The 16,308-nt window shown below is 55.9% G+C and carries 16 protein-coding genes and 1 tRNA gene; 8 read left to right on the forward strand and 9 right to left on the reverse strand.

Annotated elements, in window-relative coordinates:
• Positions 1–104: 104 nt before the first annotated feature.
• Positions 105–1,526 (forward strand): alginate export family protein, encoded by a 1,422-nt coding sequence (locus tag IOB61_RS03030; RefSeq protein ID WP_290811984.1) that lies wholly within the window; start codon positions 105–107, stop codon positions 1,524–1,526.
• A 7-nt stretch (positions 1,527–1,533) separates the two neighbouring features.
• On the opposite strand, the gene IOB61_RS03035 is transcribed toward IOB61_RS03030, so the two are convergent.
• Both IOB61_RS03035 and IOB61_RS03040 read right to left on the reverse strand, forming a co-directional pair.
• The gene (locus IOB61_RS03035; RefSeq protein ID WP_290811986.1) at positions 1,534–2,181 is read right to left on the reverse strand and encodes a dienelactone hydrolase family protein; all 648 of its coding nucleotides are present in this window, start codon (positions 2,179–2,181) and stop codon (positions 1,534–1,536) included.
• A gap of 9 nt (positions 2,182–2,190) precedes the next feature.
• Positions 2,191–2,958 carry an NUDIX domain-containing protein gene (locus IOB61_RS03040; RefSeq protein ID WP_290811988.1) on the reverse strand — a complete coding sequence of 256 codons (768 nt, stop codon included), beginning with the start codon at positions 2,956–2,958 and terminating at the stop codon, positions 2,191–2,193.
• A 20-nt stretch (positions 2,959–2,978) separates the two neighbouring features.
• Here IOB61_RS03040 and IOB61_RS03045 point away from each other — a divergent pair, with 20 nt between their 5' ends.
• A complete protein-coding gene (locus IOB61_RS03045) occupies positions 2,979–3,794 on the forward strand; it encodes an alpha/beta hydrolase (protein ID WP_290811990.1) in 816 nt (271 codons plus the stop codon).
• Here IOB61_RS03045 and thrB read toward each other — a convergent pair.
• Positions 3,791–4,756, reverse strand: a complete 966-nt coding sequence (gene thrB, locus IOB61_RS03050; protein ID WP_290811993.1) for a homoserine kinase — start codon at positions 4,754–4,756, stop codon at positions 3,791–3,793. The two genes, IOB61_RS03045 and thrB, sit on opposite strands and share 4 nt — an antisense overlap.
• A gap of 6 nt (positions 4,757–4,762) precedes the next feature.
• Entirely contained in the window at positions 4,763–5,077 is a 315-nt protein-coding gene (locus tag IOB61_RS03055) for a hypothetical protein (protein ID WP_290811995.1), read from the reverse strand.
• A gap of 239 nt (positions 5,078–5,316) precedes the next feature.
• On the opposite strand from IOB61_RS03055, the gene IOB61_RS03060 reads away from it, so the two are divergent.
• Positions 5,317–5,586, forward strand: a complete 270-nt coding sequence (locus IOB61_RS03060) for a sel1 repeat family protein (protein WP_290811997.1) — start codon at positions 5,317–5,319, stop codon at positions 5,584–5,586.
• Between the two features lie 42 nt (positions 5,587–5,628).
• Here IOB61_RS03060 and IOB61_RS03065 read toward each other — a convergent pair whose 3' ends face one another.
• Positions 5,629–6,411: a polysaccharide biosynthesis/export family protein gene (locus tag IOB61_RS03065; RefSeq protein WP_290811999.1), complete on the reverse strand. Its 783-nt coding sequence runs from the start codon at positions 6,409–6,411 to the stop codon at positions 5,629–5,631.
• Between the two features lie 140 nt (positions 6,412–6,551).
• Here IOB61_RS03065 and IOB61_RS03070 point away from each other — a divergent pair, with 140 nt between their 5' ends.
• The 3 genes from IOB61_RS03070 to IOB61_RS03080 are packed head-to-tail and all read left to right on the forward strand — an operon-like array spanning position 6,552 to position 9,913.
• Positions 6,552–8,033, forward strand: a complete 1,482-nt coding sequence (locus IOB61_RS03070) for a Wzz/FepE/Etk N-terminal domain-containing protein (protein ID WP_290812001.1) — start codon at positions 6,552–6,554, stop codon at positions 8,031–8,033.
• A gap of 55 nt (positions 8,034–8,088) precedes the next feature.
• Entirely contained in the window at positions 8,089–8,742 is a 654-nt protein-coding gene (locus IOB61_RS03075) for a hypothetical protein (protein WP_290812004.1), read from the forward strand.
• A 1-nt stretch (position 8,743) separates the two neighbouring features.
• The gene (locus IOB61_RS03080; RefSeq protein WP_290812006.1) at positions 8,744–9,913 is read left to right on the forward strand and encodes a hypothetical protein; all 1,170 of its coding nucleotides are present in this window, start codon (positions 8,744–8,746) and stop codon (positions 9,911–9,913) included.
• Here the strand turns inward: IOB61_RS03080 and IOB61_RS03085 are convergent.
• From IOB61_RS03085 to IOB61_RS03095, 3 genes are read right to left on the reverse strand one after another with little or no spacing between them, the layout of a single operon-like run.
• A complete protein-coding gene (locus IOB61_RS03085) occupies positions 9,906–10,835 on the reverse strand; it encodes a glycosyltransferase family 2 protein (RefSeq protein WP_290812008.1) in 930 nt (309 codons plus the stop codon). The two genes, IOB61_RS03080 and IOB61_RS03085, sit on opposite strands and share 8 nt — an antisense overlap.
• Positions 10,832–12,283 carry a lipopolysaccharide biosynthesis protein gene (locus IOB61_RS03090; RefSeq protein ID WP_290812010.1) on the reverse strand — a complete coding sequence of 484 codons (1,452 nt, stop codon included), beginning with the start codon at positions 12,281–12,283 and terminating at the stop codon, positions 10,832–10,834. Before IOB61_RS03090 ends, IOB61_RS03085 begins: the two co-directional genes overlap by 4 nt.
• Positions 12,284–12,323: 40 nt before the next feature.
• A complete protein-coding gene (locus IOB61_RS03095; protein WP_290812012.1) occupies positions 12,324–13,814 on the reverse strand; it encodes an exopolysaccharide biosynthesis polyprenyl glycosylphosphotransferase in 1,491 nt (496 codons plus the stop codon).
• 157 nt (positions 13,815–13,971) lie between these two features.
• On the opposite strand from IOB61_RS03095, the gene IOB61_RS03100 reads away from it, so the two are divergent.
• Positions 13,972–14,062, forward strand: a tRNA-Ser gene (locus IOB61_RS03100).
• Between the two features lie 381 nt (positions 14,063–14,443).
• Here the strand turns inward: IOB61_RS03100 and IOB61_RS03105 are convergent.
• The gene (locus tag IOB61_RS03105) at positions 14,444–15,370 is read right to left on the reverse strand and encodes an SEL1-like repeat protein (RefSeq protein ID WP_290812015.1); all 927 of its coding nucleotides are present in this window, start codon (positions 15,368–15,370) and stop codon (positions 14,444–14,446) included.
• Between the two features lie 348 nt (positions 15,371–15,718).
• Here IOB61_RS03105 and IOB61_RS03110 point away from each other — a divergent pair.
• Positions 15,719–16,308: DUF4145 domain-containing protein (locus IOB61_RS03110; protein ID WP_290812017.1), on the forward strand; the 590-nt coding region annotated here is incomplete at its 3' end.

Below are 16,308 nucleotides of genomic sequence, written 5' to 3' on the forward strand. Positions count from 1 at the left end.
CGTGGCCTTTGCCACACCACGCGGTCTGAAGTAGGCAGCCGCACGGAAGCCACGGAAGCGTCACGGGCGATCTCCGACAGTCAGCGAAGGACATCAGTCTCAACGTGCGTCAGTTTTTAGCGGCTTATGCCCTCGTCGCGGTGGCGATCTCTCAGCCGGGGCTTTTACACGCCCAAACTGCACCAGACAGCAGTTCCGCCGCCACGCCTGAGCGAATTTTACCCGACTGGCTGAAAATCTCCGGGGAATCGCGCGTTCGCTACGAAAGCCTCGACGGGCAGTTTCGCGCTGGGGGAAGTGGTGGCGACCAAGCGCTGGCATTTCGCACCACAATCCTTGCTGAAGCAAAGTTTGACCCCGTCACCTTTGGGATCGAGCTGCAAGACAGCCGCAAGGAACTCAATGACGCGGGATCTACATTGAGCGCCTCGCTCGTCAATCCGCTAGATTTCTTGCAAGCTTATGCGTCAATCGATCTGAGTGGGTCGGGCTTGGCCAGCGCGTTGAAACAAGACAAGGCGCGCCTGAAACTGGGGCGTCAAACCTTAGATATAGGTGGTCGACGTATCCTTGAACGCGCGGACATGGCCAATGTGCTGTTGAACTTCACCGGCGCCTATTGGCAGTCCAGCAATGCGCGCGGCGATGCGTGGAGTATTGTTGCGGTGGTGCCGGTCGGGCGACTGCCGCAGGATCGCGCGAGCCTTGAAAAGAATGAAATGCAGGCTGATCGAGAGGAATGGTCGCGCTTGCTCTTGGGGGTGCATTATCGGCGCGCCAATCTGCTGGGCGATATGTTGCCCGACACTTCAGGCGAATTGTTTGTGTTTCGCCTAAAGGAACACGATACAGCCAGAACCAACACCCCCAATCGCGACTATCTGCAGCCAGGCTTCCGCCTGTTCCGCCCACCGCAAACGGGCCAATGGGATTTTGAATTGGATACCTCTTGGCGCACGGGTACCCGCCGGGCAAGTGCGGCGCTGAGCGATACGATTGACCTGAAAGTGCGCACCTTCGCCGCCCACGCCCATATTGGCTATACATTTGACGCACCTTGGCAGCCGCGTCTGGTGCTGGATTGGGACTTTGGTTCCGGCGACCGCAATCCCAATGACCTGAAATACGAACAAGCCGAGCGCTTATTTGGTGGGCGGCGCACCGATCTGGGCAATACCGGTATTCATGGGCCTTTGACGCCGGCCAATATCAATGCTGCCGGTGGGCGCATTGAAGTTAAGCCAAATGCCCGCAGCGATATGCGCTTGGCCTTCAAGCTCGCCCATTTGGATGAAGCCCGCGACGCCTGGGTGGTCGCACGCGTTCAGGATCGGACAGGTCAGGCCGGCACCTTTATCGGAACCACGATTGATAGTCGCGCCCGCTATTGGCTGCAGCCTAACAAGTTGCGCGTGGAAGTTGGCGCGTCAGCGCTTATTCCAGGTCGCTTTGCGCGAACTGCCCCCAATGCCTCGCGCCAAGGCACAACCCATTATGGCTTTGTCGCCTTTACCCGCTTCTTCTGATGCGGCTTTAGCTGCGATCAAACAAATCAAGAGTGCGCGCCCAAGCAAGGTCTGCTTGGGTGGGGTCGAAGTCATGGCCCCGGTCTGAGAAAAAGCCATGGCCTGCCGGATAGATATGAATGGGCACATGGGGGTGGGCGATGCGCACTTCTTCGACCAAACTTAACGGAATGCCCGGGTCATTGTCGCCATAATGCAGCTCAATCGGTGCTTGTGGTGTTTCAGCCAAGAACATATTGATCATCCGGCCATAAAAGCCCGACGCGGCCGTGACGCCCGTGCAGCGACAGGCGGCCACCCACGCAACCGTGCCGCCCCAGCAAAAGCCTGTGACAAAGTTTCGAGACTGGGTCTGACGCAAGAGATCAATCGCTGCTTGGGTATCGGCAGCGACTTGATCCCAAGATGTGGCCCGTACGGCAGATAAGCCCTTTTGAATCCCATCTTGATCATAGGGGGCTGAGAAACCGGCTTCTATGCGGTCGAAATAAGCAGGGGCGACAACGTCAAAGCCGTCGCCAGCAAAGCGGGCGCACAAAGCGCGGATATTGGCATTCAGGCCAAAAATCTCTTGTGCCACAACCAAACCGCCCCGGCGCTGTTCGCCCGTGGCAGGCTCAAACAGGGCCGGAATGCCGGTCGAAAGTTGGATCATCGCCATATCTTATCCCCGCATCGCTGTGTCGAGTGTTTCTTCGGTGACAGGATAGCCAAGGTCTGAGCGGATCTTCAACACACCATTTTCAATGATCGGTTGGACGATGCCCTGCGGGCGAGCGGCCACATCGGCTAAGGCTTGAGCCACGGTTTTGGACAGGGCCAAGAGCTCGAGGTTACGCGAGGTTGGAAAGATAATCTTGCGCCGGCCTGCGGCTAAATCATCCAAAGCGGCTTGTGGCTTGATCCAGACCAGATCGACGGCTTCGCTGCCGTCTTGGACCCCGTCTTGGCCAGCGGGCACGGGGGTCAAATAGAAGCGGGTATCAAAGCGCTTATGGAGGGCTGGGGGCGGGATCCAACGCGCAAACGGGTGAAGCGCGCTGGTCGCAAGCTTGAGGCCATGGCCGCGCACCAAGGGCTGAAACAAAGTCGCATCGCGATCCACGCGCTTGCGCATATCGGTGAGGTCGAGGGCTTGGGCACCAATCGGCTCACCATTGCGGGTGGCGAGCAAAATGCCGGTCTCTTCATAGGCTTCGCGAAGCGCTGCGACCCGGGCGGCGCGTTCATCGGCTTCTAAGCCTTCTAAGCCTTCGGCGGCCTCCAACCAGCCTTCATCAAAGTCGGCGGGATCAACCTTCCCGCCGGGCCACACCATCGCGCCGCCAGCAAAGCCGATATTGGCGTGGCGCTCTACCATCATGACTTCCAGCCCGTCTGCGCCATCGCGCACCAATAAAATCGTCGCAGCGGGGAATAAAGTGTCATCCATCTTGAGGTTTCCGTTTCGTCATGACCTTGCAAACTGCGCGGCGGCGTTCCACACGCTTTGTCATGAACGACCTTGTGACTCATGCCAAGCATCTTTTGAACCAATCCGGCCAGCCCAAGCGGCGGGCGGTTCCCCGCGTCAGCCCACTTCTGCATCAAGCTGACCATGAGATGGTAGGGCCTGTAGGTGGCCAGATTGCCAGTTGGCATTTGCTTGGCCACCGCTTTGAGGAGCCACCTGTGTTGTTGGTCCATGGCTGGGAGGATGACACCAGTCTGTGGTCGCCCTTGATTGACCTGTTGAATCAACGCGGCCGTTCCGTGGTGGCCTTTGACCTACCGGGCCATGGCCATAGTGATGGGGATCGTTGCAGCTTGGAATTGGCGGCAGACGCCATTTTGGCTTTGCAAGCCCGCTTCGGCCCTTTCTCTGGGGCTGCCACGCATTCCTTCGGGGGGCCAGCTTTGGTCAAGGCCTTCCAACAAGGATTAGATCTGGCCCAAGTCGTGTTGATCTCGCCCCCTGTTGTGCAAGCGCGCCAGTTTGAGCGGGCGTGGCGGCGCTATGGCGTGGAAGAGCCGATGATTGAAGCCGCCTTAGCGCTTGGACAGGAAGAGGGCCGTTTCTTTGATCTGGCGGCAGCTGCAACCAGCATGACAGCCGAAGCCTTATTCATCCATTCCCTTGATGATGAGCAATGTCCGGCCTCAGAAGGTAAGCGCGCAGCAGAGGCTTGGCCCGGTGCGCGCTTTTGGCCGGTTGATGGGCTTGGGCACCGTGCCTTGGTACAGGATGAGGAAGTGGTCTCGATGGTTGCAGGCTGGCTGGACGCTTAAGGCGCGCCATAATCTGAGGCATCTCGCGCAGCCCGGTGGAAGGCAAGCCTGCCTGCATAGTCGCGTGGGTCTTTTTTGCGCACCAAGGCCCCGTCCATCGGGGTCATCCAATCGACAAGGCGGGTAAGGAAAAAGCGCAAAGCGGCGCCGCGCGCCAGTAAGGGCAGGGCAGCACGCTCTGCCGCGCTCAAAGGCCGCACACTTTCATAGCCGGAAATCAAGGCGCGGCCCTTTATAAGGTCAAACTCCCGCCCATTGGCCTCAAAGCACCAAGCGTTCAGCATGACCGCCACATCATAGGCCAAAAAGTCGTTGCACGCGAAATAGAAGTCGATCAGGCCACTAACCTGATCGCCCAGAAACAACACATTGTCGGGGAACAGATCGGCATGGATGATGCCGCGAGGCAAATCGGTGGGCCAGTCTGATTTGAAGTGCTCTAGGTCACTTTGGATCGCTGCTGCGATGCCGGGCTCTAATGCTTCAGCATGACGCGAACGGCCTTTCCAAAGGCCAGCCCAATTGTCGGGACCCAAATCATTGGGACGTGAAAGCGCAAACCCTTCGAGGGCTTGGTGTAAATGCGCCAAGGCAGCACCGACGGCGCGGGCATGGCTTGCAGGGGGGCGTTTGGAGGAGACCCCGTCTAAGAAGCTGCACAGGGCTGTGGGCTTGCCTCTGATCATTTGCACCACTTGGCCATCTTGGGTGCGGATTGGTCGGGCGGCGGGTAGGCCTGCATTCGCGGCCCGCTCGGTTAGTCCCAGATAGAAGGGCAAGTCTTCCAGCGCGACAGATTTTTCATAAATCGTCATGATGAAGCGGCCTTGGGCGGCTTCGACCAAGAAGTTTGAGTTCTGAACCCCTTCGGCAATCCCTTTGAAGTTCCTGAGGCCATCCAAGCCCCACCCTTCTAAGAGGATCGCTAATTCTTCATCGGTGGGTTCGGTATAGACGGCCATGATTAACTATCGCACCTTTGCCGCCAGTCTGACAATCCAGCCGCCACCTTGGGCTGGCATGGCGCGTACGGCTTGGCCATGCTTAATCGCATCGCGCAATCGTCTGCCTACTGGCTGAAACAAAGTTTCCCCACCGCCGGGTGTTGGTGGATCAAATTTGAACCACAGCTTAACTTCTTCCTCGCGACGTTGGTCGTGCAGGGCAGCTTCGACAACGGCCAAAGCCTCAACTGCCCCTTTGCCGTTCAAATCAAAAACCTGAGAGACGTCGAGATTCTCGGTTGATAGAGCGTTAGCATCTTCGGGTTCGAAAAAAGGCAAGTTTATCAATCTCTGAGCAAAGTAGCTGAAGGAGTCGTGAATCATGCCCGAGGGCGTGAACCACCTGTTTACGTAAAAGGTACTGAAATTCATTTTATAGCAAGGTCTTGAGAAGATTCGATTCACTATCAGCCGTCACATTGTCCCTGCGAGCGGCCAAAATGGCCAATCGATCGAAAAAGCACTTGGCCCAGAATGTGGTCAGTATGGTTAGGGGAAAGACTAAAATGGCTTATGATATGAGCAGCGCTTTAGAGGTCACAACGACCACCGAAGTTGAAACCAATGATGCAGGCAGCGACCTGTTTGCTTTGGGTCTGTCGCATGCAACTGGCGTTGGTGCCGACGTGGATTATGTGGAAGCGCACAAGTGGTTCAATATTGCTGCGATGCGTGGCGATAGCGAAGCTAAGCTGCGCCGTCAGGAATTGACCGCCATGATGACCCAAAGCCAAGTTTCGGCAGCCCAGCGCGCCGCACGCGAATGGCTTCAACGCACGGCTAACTAAACCGCGTCCGATCTCAGGCCGCACTTTGGCGGTCTGATGTCCTTATTGGATGATGTTTGAGCCGATACTATAGTTGAAGCCGATGGTAATCGGCAGCGCGTCGCGCACGAATTGTTGGGTGAATTGCCCCAGTTCGGAAATGCGCGACTTCGGCACCCAAACAACGTCAAAGCGGCGCAGGCGCGGCAATTCGGCCAAAAGGGCTTGGCTTGCCCAGACCGAGCGGAGGTCATAGACCCGCATATAGGGCGTGCCCCCGGCACCACGCCGCAAAACCACAACCTCTTCACGGCGTGCGCTATTTAAGAAGCCGCCGGCCGTTGTGATCGCTTGTAACGGGTCCATTTCCCCCGATAAATCATAGAGGCCGGGCTTGGCCACTTCGCCACCGACGAAGAATTTCTGTGATGCGAAACTGTCGGGTGCAAGGGCAACGGCAGGATTGCGCAAATAAGCTGCATACAGCCCTTGGAGTTCCAGCTTTAAATCATCGGGCGTCCGATCAGCCGCCATAATGGCTTCCAACATTGGGGGATGGATGCGGCCGTCTGGGGCCACCGTCAGCTTGCGGCTCAGCTCTGGCGCGCCAATCGATTGAAAATCGATCACATCGCCAGGAAAAAAGCGATAGGTCTCATCTTCGGCGGTCCAGCTTGGAAAGGTTGGAATAGCTGGGAAATCCACTGTGGCAGCGGGCCGTGGGGTTTGCCAATTTTTCCCCTCGGTGCGCAAGGCATCCACATAGCCCCTTGGCGCACAGGCAGCCAGCGCGGTGCAGGCAAGAACCACCCAAGACGAGAGGATAGCGGTGGTTTTGGCACGCATGAACAGGCTCCCTCTTGTGGTTGGCAACAGCCTGTTTCTTAGAAACCCAATCGTTAAACGTTTCGTTAATGGATAATGGTTGATTAACGTTTCGAGGAAGCAAAATGCTTTGCCAAACGTCCTGACGCGCGGAATTTAGAATGACCTATCACACAGGCCCAAGCTATCCCCGCTCTGGCGGCTATGAGCCGACAGGTGGCGCGCGCCCACAGCTTGATCTCGCAGATTGGATCAGTCTCCTCTGGCGCGAAAAATGGCTTATGCTCATTGTATTTATTGTGATTTCTGGACTGGGCATCGCTTTTGCGACCACGCTTCAAAAGAATTATACCGCCAATGCGCGGCTCTCGATCCTTTTGGGACAGGAATATGTGTTCACGCCGCGTGTTGGTGCGGCGGGGGAAGGGGCAGCCCCAAAGCAAGAACAAATCGTCCAATCTGAAGTCGAAGTTATCAAATCAGCGCAAATCGCCGAACGTGTGATTCGCAAAATCGGCTTGGATCGCCTGTTTAATCCTGAAGACATTCAGATCACCCAAGGCCCTGATACGCCTGAGCGCCGCATTGCATTTGGTGTTGATCAGTTCCAGCGCAATTTTTCTGCCGAGGCCTCAGCCAATACAACGGTGATTAAGCTTGGCTATCAAAGTAAAGATCCCGTCATTGCGGCTAAGGTGTTAAATACCATGATTGATGAGTATTTGACCTATCGGCGGGAGGTCTTGTTTGAGGATCAAACAGGCGCATTGAGACTGCAGCGCAACGAGTTTGATACACGTCTGCAGGAATTAGAGGCGGAGATTACCGCCTTCTTGGGCGCAAATGGTGTGGCAGATTTTGAGGGGGAGCGCGCTGCCGTACAATCCCTTCTTTCAACCGCGCGAGCAGATCTGTTGAACGTGCAATCGCGTCAGCGCGAAGCAGAAGGCCGCTTTGCCGCCAGCGACCGCAGCTATCGCAGCGAACCCCGTGAAGTGCGTCTCTCTTTTGAGACGGATAATTCCCGCCGCCGGATTGAACTGGCGAGCCAATTGGCCGAGCTGCAGACCCGCTATACCGAGCAAAGCCAGCCCGTGCAGGACATGCGTCGCCGGATCGAAGCCTTGGATGAACTCTTGGGCTCCGAACAGGGCCGGGCCGCGGGGACGACCAAGACCGGTGCCAATCCGGTTCGCGATACTTTGGCAGCCGACCGCGCCCGCAATGCGGCTGAGGTTGAAGCTTTGACCCAGCGCGAAGCCATCCTGGAAGCCCAAGTTGCACAATTGCAGGCCCGCGCTATCCAATTAAGTCAAGTAAAGCCTTTATTTGATGATTTGATGCGCCGCAAAGCAATCTTGGAAGAACAAGTCAAACAATTCTCAACCCGAGAAGCATCTTCTCAAGCCCAAAATGAACTCAGCCGCACCTCTAATGAAAATATTCGGGTCATTGAACGTGCTAATGTGCCGACTCGTGGCAAGAGCTGGAAGAGGGAAGTAGCAATGCTCTCTGTCTTCTTCGCGGCTCTTACGGCGCTGGCGGTTGGTTTGATGCGGGCATTCTCGCGGACAACCTTCCCAACACCGTCCTCGATCGGTCGGACTTTGGGCCTTCCGATCTTGGCGACAGTGACACGCTAAGGCGGCGTAAAGGCTTGTTTGAGTTGGGGTCTGGATGGGAAGCATTCAAGGACAGATGAACGGAGTCTGGTCTGCTGTTGCCGCTGCAACAGGGGGCGCGGGCGCTGCCGTCATGTTCGTGGGTGCCAAACACGATGTCGGAATTTCCGAAGTTGCTCGAGCCTTTGCTGAGCTGGCTGCCGAGCGCGCTGCGAAGTCTGCATGGCTGATTGATTTGGACTTCTTCGGTCCAGGGCAATTCACCGCTCTTGGTGGAACGACTGCTAATTTCAAAGGCCCATTCGATATGACCTTTGGCGTCACACCGTTCTGGCGGGCCCAACCCCGCACGCCTGAGGGGGCGCAGGGAGAGGGGGCAGTTGTTAGCTATAAGACCACCATTCCAAAGCTTTATGTCAGCCGCTTTAATCGGGCAGCTTTGGCCAGTAATCAGAAGCTACAAGTTGCGCCGGCACCCGATTATTGGCGCGCGGTTCGTCGCGCGGTCGATTTGACCATTGTTGATGCGCCGCCTTTGGAACAATCACGCGCGGGCCTTGCGTTGGCCGCGGACATGGACGGCGTCATTCTGGTTATCGATGGCAATCGAAGTGATGTGCGCGAGTCACTTGATCTGCGCGACGAGGTCTTGGGCCGCGGTGGACGCTGTCTCGGAATCGTGGTGACTGGGCAAGCAAGTCCAGTCCTATCCTTAAGCCGAAATCGCTAATATGGTCGCATCAAAACTGTCGTTGCGCTGGGACATGGCCCTATTGGCTTTGGCTGTCGCCTGTTTCAGCGCTGGTTTCTGGCGGCTCTGGCCGGGGGCCGCAGACTTGGAGGAAGCGCCCTTAGGAACCCTGATATTAAAGGCCGGTGTTGCCTCCATGGGTCTTGTCGCTTTTGCCGTGCGTTGGGAGGCTTTAGCCCCAATCTTAGTGCGACGCCTAGACGGCTTGCTTCTGGTTAGCGTCTGCATGGCTTCAGCAGTGTGGGCTATGGCCCCGGCTCTGGCCCTACAGCACGGCATTCTCCTTCTCTTGGTGTGGGTGTTTGGTTTAACACTTGCCGCCCGCCTCACCGCTGCCGATTTGGCCTTTACGGCGGGATTTGCAGGGGCCTTGGCCCTTGTCGCCCACGCGATTGCGGCGGGTGGCCTGCCGCCCGCAACTTCCCTTGATGGTGATTTGGCCTATGGGGTGTGTGCGGCTTTGTGGGCTTGTACGGCTTCGACCAAGTGGCGTTGGGTTTGGCTGGCTTGGGCAGTGGCTCTAGGCGCTCTGGCCCTTGTCTTGGGCGATTTGGTGGCATTTTGGGCGGCAGGGATTGGCGTGTTAGCGACTGCCCTTGGCTATGGTCTCCGCTTTATCTCGGCCCGCCGTCCTTGGACACCGATCGATATCGCCGTGACCTTGGCTTGTTCGATCCTCACCGTCACCTTGCTTGGTTTGTTTACACCCTTGTCACTATCCTCGGATCCTTTTGGGGCGATTAACTGGATTGGTTATGGCTTTGGGGTGGCGGGTGCCTCGGTAGGAGAGGCGTTTGGGCAAGGTCTTGGTGTGTTGGGGCTAGGATTAGCAGCGCTTTGGGCGATTATCACGACGGTACGTTTAGCGCTCGACCGCCGCGGCTCAGATCTGGAAGGGGCTGTGCTGTTTGGTATGTGGTGTGCGGGGCTTGCTGCCCTGTTATTGGCACCAGGCGAAGTCTCTGTCCTCGGTCCGTGGATCCTATTATTGGCTGGCTTAAGCTTTGGCGTTGGTGTCAGTCCGTTGGTGGCGGCCCAATCCCCCCAAGGGACACAAGCGGCGCGACGAGGGGCTTCCGTCCAGCAATCCTATCCAGCGCCATCGATGCAAGGGCGGCCGCGCCCCGCCCCACGCCAGCGCCTTAACTAAGCGCGTCTGCCGCCCACAACGCCCGCCACAGCCGGGCTCCTTGTGCGCGAAGGGCCAAAGGCAGGGCTTCTGATAAAACCAAGGCCTTCACCATGGATTTAATCCATGACCGTGCTGGCAGGCGCGCCAGCATCCGGGCGAGCTTGGTACCAGGCAAAGTGGCCATAGTGGGATGCCGCTCAACCATTTTGCGGAAATTCGGGCCTGCTTTGGCAAACTTATCCAATAAGGTTGCCGCATCATCCAAGCCTAAATGGGTAGCTGGAATATCGACATGGCGAACCCGGTGGCCTTTGGCGTCTGCCCGTAACGCCCAATCAACATCTTCCCAGCCCCAACCCGAAAAGCCAGAGTCAAAGGGGGTTTCATCCAAAATGGCTTTGCGCACCATCAGATTGGAAGTCGCAACCGCTAAGGCACCGCGTTCTTGCCGCTCGCTGGCAGAGGCGCAATCGGACTTTTCGGCGACCAGTTTAGCCAGCGCCAAAGCGGCACAATCTGCAATTTGTAGGGTGGAAAATCCGCCATAAGCAATCTCCATTTCCGGGTCGCGCGCCAGTGCCAACCAATCCGACACGAAACTGGCTGTATCGGGTGCCATATCTGAATCGAGGAAAAGGATGACTGGTGCCTGCGCGGCTGCGATCAAACGGTTGCGGGCTGCCGAACGGCCTTGATTGTGATGCAAGCTTATCAGACTGGCGGGGACGGTTAGGCCATGCAGCAAGGCTTCGAGCTTTGCTGTAAGGGAAGGGTCGCCAGACCCATCATCCACCAGGATCAGTTCGACGGCTTGGCCTGCCATTTGGCCAGATAGGCTTTCAAGCAAGACACTGGGATCATTCCGGAAAAAGGGCGTGGCAATGCTGAGGACGAAGGGACCCTCGGCCTTGATGCCATTGGTGAAGATCGTTTCGCTCATGAAGTCCCCGCTTGCGGCCGGAGGCGGGTCCATAGGGATTTGGCAAGGTCGCGGGCACCGGCCACATCCAACAGCACGACAAAAACCCCATAGCTAAGGGCCCCTAAGCCCCCTTTCAGTACGATGTCTTGGAAGGCCCCAAAGCTCGGAAGGGCCAGCACCACACCCGCCATGAGGGCGCAGGCCAATGCGATTTTGCCGGTTTCAAATAGGGGGATCGGCAAAGCCACATAGCGTCGGCCTATCCAAGCCAGTAGTGTCATGCCCAAAGCATAGGCTGCGACATTGGCATAAGCTGCCCCCATCAAGCCAAATTCCGGCAGCAGCAGCACATTCAGACTGAGGCTGGTAACTACGGGCACCAAGAGCAAGAGGGCGCGTTGCAAGGCCTTTTTCGACAACATAAAGGCTTCTGAAAAATAATCGCACATGCCCGCCAAGAGGGCTGAAAATGCAATCCAAGGCACAACTTGGATCGCGCGATCGCGCAGGGCTTCCCCGATTAGAATTTCACAAATGGGCGCAGCAAGCAGCCCCAATCCCAAGGCCGCGGGCGCGCCAATCCCAAGGCGGACGACATAGCCTTGATGGGCGGCCTTTACGGCTTCGGTCGGGCCGCCGCGTTCGTAGGCGGCAATCAGGATCGGCGTAACGGCGGTGGCACCCCAGGTGAAAATGATGTCGAGAATGCGTGCCCCAACTTGATAACCTGCGGAATAGGCCCCCACATCACCTTCGCCCAAAAAGGCTGCGATTACAAAGCGGTCGCCACTGGTTAAGGCCAAGCTCAGGACAAGGCCGCCCGCCAAGGGTGCCCCATAGGCGAAGTAGGCTTTGGCGCGGGTGGGCTCTAGTCTACCCTTACGCGCGGCAAACCACAGGGCCGGTCCTTCAATCGCAAGAACCACCAAAGACGCAATCAACATGCCGATGAATGGACCCTCGGGCCCCATGGCAAAGAAGATCACACAGCCAATACCTAGCCCAAAGGCAAGCAAAGTATGGAGCGTATCGACCACAGCAAAGCGCTTGGCCTCTTGGGCCATGCGCCGGGTTTCTAAGGCAATTTTGATCAAGGAGCGGGTGATCACGCTGCCAAAGGCTGCGGCGACGACGATTTTCAAATTGAGGTCTGCCGGCCACACGACCAAGATTGCGATAGAAATGAGCGCGAAGGCCCCGGCACACCAACTAAATAAGGTGATTAAAGTCGCAAAATGGGCTGGCTTTTCGCCTTTCTCGGCCGCATCGGCATAAAAGCGCGCTGCTGCCGCCTCAATCCAAACCACCGAGAGATATTGCGCCAGCGTCATGGCCGCATAGACCAAAGTATAGCGGCCATAATCCTCATCGCTTAGCAGGCGGGTGAGGATCGCGACCATCCCAAAACTGGCCACAGCTTGGGCCAGATTAGGGATCAGATAGGCCATCAGGTGACGGCCCATCATCCTCGGTACCCTCGCTTGTCGGGGAAAGTGGACTGAAAGCTCACCGGACCGAACCTTTGTCGCCTAGTAAGGCGGGCAAGGTCCGCACCATGATCCACAGGTCAAGCCACAAATTGGCATCGCGAATATAGGCAAGGTCATAGGCGACACGTTGGGCTACTTCCTCGGCACTATGGACAGGCCCGCGCGACCCATGAATGGCTGCCCAGCCGGTCATGCCGGGCTTAATTCGGTGGCGATGGGCATATTCGGCAACTAGGGCTTCGCTGTCTTCATCGCCGGTTTTCATCCCAATGGCGTGAGGGCGTGGTCCTACCAAAGACATGGTGCCAGCCAACACGTTGAACAATTGCGGCAATTCATCCAAAGACGTTGCGCGGATGAAGCGCCCAACGCGGGTGACGCGTGGGTCGTTTTGCATCACTTGCTGGGCTGCGCAGGCATCGGTTGTCTCGACGCGCATCGAGCGGAATTTCCAGCACTCAAAGGCTTGGTTATTAAAGCCATGCCGCTTCTGGCGGAAGAAGATCGGGCCTTTGCTGTCCACTTTGATCGCTACGGCAATCAAGGCCATGACTGGGCTGACAAGCAACAAGAAGAGACTTCCCAGGGCAAGGTCTTGCACGCGCTTCCAGAAAGCGCGCTTGGCATCTTCTGGCGCGCCAGAGACATAAGCGACCGGGCGATTGCCAATTCGACCAATCGTTGTTCCGTCGCTGTCAAAGCCTTGCATATCAATCGCCAAGACGACTTTATTGGGCATGGAGCGTAATTTGGTCACCAATTGCAGAACCCGGTTCTGCGCGGTGCTAGAGACGGCCACAATCACCCGATCAATGCTGGGCAAATGCGGCCAGCTCATGAGATCATCGAGATCGCCCAAGAGCTTGATATGGTTTGGTAGGGGCTCTGCCCGGTCCAAGCGATCATCAAACACGCCTAGGACCGAAATATCGCCAGAGGCTTTGGCCTCTTCAATCAGCTTGTGGGCTAGAGGCGTGGCCCCAACAATCACCACATTTAAAGAAAAAAGGCCTGCCCGGTTCATCGCCCCCAAAATAAGGGCTGCAAAGAAGTGCAGCGAAACAATCGAGGATCCCGCCAAAAGCGTTGCAATACTTGCCTCCCACGCGCCAACTTCTGCGGCGCGACCAACCGCGACGGCGACCAAAGCCCCGATCGCTGCACTTGATGGCAGGGCCAAAACAACAGCCCCGAGTGTTTTGATGCCATGTGTGACGGCTAAAGGCTCTGCGTCAAAGCGATAAAGATCATGCTCGCGCAAAATCCACCAAAGGCATAAACCGCCTAGAGCCATGGGCAAGAAGGCGCTTATGGGGGTGGTCAACACATGATCGTCTGTTACCACTTTCAGCACATAGGTCATCACCAGCAAGATGAGGCCAATATCGAGAATCCCCAGCGCCCGACCAAAGCTTGAACGGTACCAGCGGGCACCGCGAGCGGCTTTGCGCGCCGTAACAACGGGCTGGTCGCCGGCAATGTCGTCTCTATACTCAACCCGTGCCATCGGCGAAGGTGCTCCTTAGTCCATGTGTTTAGCAGGATTGGGTAGACGCCCTATTAACGAAACCAAGCCCAATGCAGGCACCAAACCGCTCTGTGCAGCTTCACTGATGTGATGCTCTTGCTCTGTCCCCTTTTGTCGGGCTATCAGGCGTGTGTGCGGAGACGTGGCCGAGAGGCTGAAGGCACTCGTTTGCTAAATGAGCGTGCTCCAAAAGGGCACCGAGGGTTCGAATCCCTCCGTCTCCGCCAGTTTTTATATTTTTATGTTATTTTTCAATTATTTATGTTGGGTCCAAAATTTGGCCCCACATCTGGCCCCACATGGCGTGTATGTCTAAGAACCTTGGTAGTAGCTTTTTCGCCTTAGGCGTTCTGATTCTGCCCGTGTTTGAGGCCTACATCAACTCAAACTAATCGTTGAATGTTTTAGATGGGCTATGGGGGGGGTACCGGACCACAAAAATAAACACCCCCCCCGGTAGATGGGATAGGCTCATAAAACACAGGTCGATTTTTTGGAAATGGCTCTTTGATTTACATCTGTTATGCCACCCCAGTATCTACTACGCTTCAAATAATTGTTGCAAGTTCTAGACAGCTTAACAGCTTGGCCAGCTCTCATCAGGTTAGTTACTCTTCTTTTTTGTACCATTCGCGCGCCAGCTTTTGTGCCTCTGCAATCTGAGCTAAAGTCATTTTTCTCCCAATCAAATCTCTTGTTTGCCCGGCAGAATTGTCCCCATTAGCCGCCGCAATGTTTAACCATTTATGCGCTTGAACTAAGTCACGCGGTACACCAAGACCAATATCGTAAAGGGTGCCGAGTCTTGACTGTGCCTTAACATGCCCTTGTTCCGCCGACCTCTGATACAAACTTGCAGCGGTCACAGCGTCCTGCAGTACGCCTTGGCCCCTTAGATACAAGTTGCCTAGAGAGAATTGTGAGTCTTTATCCCCTTGGTCCGCAGCTCGGCGGTACCACATCGCCGCCAATTGATGGTCCTGAGGCACACCGCGACCATTCTCGTACAATTGGGCAAGATAGTACTGGCCGTCTCGATCCCCTTGTTCTGCGGCCTTGCGGTACCAGATTGCGGCGGTTGAATAATCTTTTGGGACACCTTGGCCAAACTCGTACATAGTTCCAAGGGACCACTGAGAGAGTTCATCACCTTGTTCGGCAGCCTTACGGTACCAGTTCGCGGCAGTTGTATAGTCACGTGGTACGCCGAGGCCGAGTTGATACATTCGCGCCAAAGCGTTCTGTCCGCTAATATAACCCTGATCAGTAGCTTTGCGGTACCAACTTAAGGCCAAACCATAATCTTGCGGGACATCTTTGCCATCCCGGTACCTATGCCCAAGTACCACCTGCGCTAATGGATCACCATTTTCTGCACTCTGTCGCAACATCTCGAGCGCAAGATTTGGCGTTGGTCGGGGCGGATTCTCTGCTGTTACGGGATTGGGCTGAACCTGCGCATATGATGACGAAAAGGAACAAAGAAAGCTAACCAACAAACCTAATGCTAAACCAAATCGATTCCGTGGCGACATGATAACTCCTTCTAAACGCCTGAACTATCGAGCCAAAACAATCTAAGCCTACATGAGACAGAATTGCAAACTGCTCAGTAAGGCATCGGTCTGGCCATTGAAAATCGATAGGTGAGTCGAAAATTCCATTCGAGAGACAAATGGCCCTCCAAGGGATTTGATAAAATGGATCCACGTCTGAAGTGCCAACAATTGCTGCAGTCCCATGAATTTATGGCTGGGATATCAAGCTGGCTGCAATATGGGAAGCACATATTAGGTTTCAAACTATTCGCATCCCCCTAAAGGTGAATGGACCAATTTGCTAACCACTAGCGTGCAGAAGCGCTCGAGGTTATAGATATCCCGATGGCCGCATTTCGTTCGAATTTCTTATTTCTAGAAAGGAACGAGCCTCAGCTTTTTCGGCTGGGCGCGCTTTCCGAGCGTTACTTTGCTGAAGACCCAAACACTTCTCTTATCAAGTTAAGACAGTTTGCGGAGCTGTGTGCATCGCTATCGGCGACGCGCCTGGGTCTTGATGTGACTGCTGATGAGACCCTTGCGACGCTCTTGCGGCGTCTGAAGAATGAAGCGCGATTGTCGCGTGAGGTGGCTGATCTTTTCCATCTGTTGCGAGAACACGGCAACGATGCTGTTCACCTATTAGGGGATAGTCACAATAGAGCGCTTTCGGCGCTAAAAGTCGCCCGACAGTTGGCGATCTGGTTTCATCGAACCTTTTACGACTACAACCTTTCACCCGGCAGCTTTTTGCCACCCTCCGCGCCAATAGACCCTACCGACGAGCTTTCGAGAGAGCTTTCAAGGCTTCAGTTCGAACTCGAGCAAGCCAGCGCCCAGACACAGTCATGGCAAATGGCAGCCCAAGAAGCAGAGAGTGCCCGCCAATCGGCAGCAGAGCTGGCCGCTCAGGCAGTTGCTGAAAGAGAGTTGTG

It is taken from the genome of Aquidulcibacter sp. (assembly GCF_020253525.1).
Classification (GTDB): domain Bacteria; phylum Pseudomonadota; class Alphaproteobacteria; order Caulobacterales; family Aquidulcibacteraceae; genus Aquidulcibacter.

Coding starts and splice junctions, on each gene's coding strand:
- IOB61_RS03035 (WP_290811986.1), bottom strand. CDS start 2,181: ATGATCCAACTTTCGACCGGCATTCCGGCCCTGTTTGAGCCTGCCACG.
- IOB61_RS03040 (WP_290811988.1), bottom strand. CDS start 2,958: ATGGATGACACTTTATTCCCCGCTGCGACGATTTTATTGGTGCGCGAT.
- IOB61_RS03045 (WP_290811990.1), top strand. CDS start 2,979: ATGACCTTGCAAACTGCGCGGCGGCGTTCCACACGCTTTGTCATGAAC.
- thrB (WP_290811993.1), bottom strand. CDS start 4,756: ATGGCCGTCTATACCGAACCCACCGATGAAGAATTAGCGATCCTCTTA.
- IOB61_RS03060 (WP_290811997.1), top strand. CDS start 5,317: ATGAGCAGCGCTTTAGAGGTCACAACGACCACCGAAGTTGAAACCAAT.
- IOB61_RS03065 (WP_290811999.1), bottom strand. CDS start 6,411: ATGCGTGCCAAAACCACCGCTATCCTCTCGTCTTGGGTGGTTCTTGCC.
- IOB61_RS03070 (WP_290812001.1), top strand. CDS start 6,552: ATGACCTATCACACAGGCCCAAGCTATCCCCGCTCTGGCGGCTATGAG.
- IOB61_RS03075 (WP_290812004.1), top strand. CDS start 8,089: ATGAACGGAGTCTGGTCTGCTGTTGCCGCTGCAACAGGGGGCGCGGGC.
- IOB61_RS03080 (WP_290812006.1), top strand. CDS start 8,744: ATGGTCGCATCAAAACTGTCGTTGCGCTGGGACATGGCCCTATTGGCT.
- IOB61_RS03085 (WP_290812008.1), bottom strand. CDS start 10,835: ATGAGCGAAACGATCTTCACCAATGGCATCAAGGCCGAGGGTCCCTTC.
- IOB61_RS03090 (WP_290812010.1), bottom strand. CDS start 12,283: ATGATGGGCCGTCACCTGATGGCCTATCTGATCCCTAATCTGGCCCAA.
- IOB61_RS03095 (WP_290812012.1), bottom strand. CDS start 13,814: ATGGCACGGGTTGAGTATAGAGACGACATTGCCGGCGACCAGCCCGTT.
- IOB61_RS03105 (WP_290812015.1), bottom strand. CDS start 15,370: ATGTCGCCACGGAATCGATTTGGTTTAGCATTAGGTTTGTTGGTTAGC.